The sequence below is a fragment of the Mesorhizobium sp. M7A.F.Ca.MR.362.00.0.0 genome (assembly GCF_004023175.1).
GTDB lineage: Bacteria > Pseudomonadota > Alphaproteobacteria > Rhizobiales > Rhizobiaceae > Mesorhizobium.
Map to the genome: position 1 here is coordinate 1 of NZ_RZTF01000825.1, position 877 is coordinate 877.

An 877-nucleotide genomic window follows, 5' to 3' on the forward strand; every position below is an offset into this window, starting at 1 on the left:
TCAAGCTGACCGGCGTGGTCACTTCGTTCGACAATTTCTGTGTCCTGCTGCGCCGTGACGGTCACTCCCAGCTCGTCTACAAGCACGCCATTTCCACGATCATGCCGAGCCAGCCGGTTCAGATGTTCGATGGCGAGGAAAGCCAGGGCGCCTGATTGGCACGTGAGAAAGACGCGGACGCCACCGTTCGCGGAAAACCAACGCATCATCCCGGGACGGAAGCCAAGGGCCCGACCCGGGCCGTTGTCATTGTGCCCGTCCTTACCCGCCACCAGCGCAATGACGACGAGACCAACCGCCCACGGCTGATGCGTTCGGCTGATGCTCGTCACGACGAGGCCGTCGGCCTTGCCCGCGCCATCAACCTGGATCTGATCCACACGGCGGTGGTGACCGTCAACGATCCGCGCCCGGCGACGCTGCTCGGCAGCGGCAAGGTTGCGGAGTTCGCGGAAATCGTCAAAGAGGGACATGCGGAAGTGGTCGTCGTCGACCATCCGCTGACCCCGGTGCAGCAGCGCAATCTCGAAAAAGAGCTGAACGCCAAGGTGCTGGACCGCACCGGGCTGATTCTTGAGATCTTCGGCGAGCGCGCACGCACCAAGGAAGGCACGCTGCAGGTCGAACTCGCCCATCTCAACTACCAGAAAGGCCGCCTCGTGCGCAGCTGGACCCATCTGGAGCGCCAGCGCGGCGGCGCCGGCTTCCTCGGGGGCCCCGGCGAAACGCAGATCGAATCCGACCGGCGGCAGCTGCAGGAAAAGATCATCAAGCTGAAGCAGGAGCTGGAAACGGTGCGGCGCACGCGCGACCTGCACCGCGCCAAGCGCAGGAAGGTGCCGTTCCCGGTGGTGGCGATCGTCGGCTACACCAATGC

2 protein-coding genes are annotated in these 877 nt (G+C 64.4%); both read left to right on the forward strand.

The genetic code is table 11. The annotated features are described in order from the left end of the window. On the forward strand, positions 1–155 hold a 155-nt coding region (locus EOC06_RS37975), incomplete at its 5' end, for an RNA chaperone Hfq (protein ID WP_206631377.1). Continuing rightward, positions 156–877 (forward strand): GTPase HflX (gene hflX / locus EOC06_RS37980; RefSeq protein ID WP_128310155.1); only part of this gene is annotated, 722 nt, incomplete at its 3' end.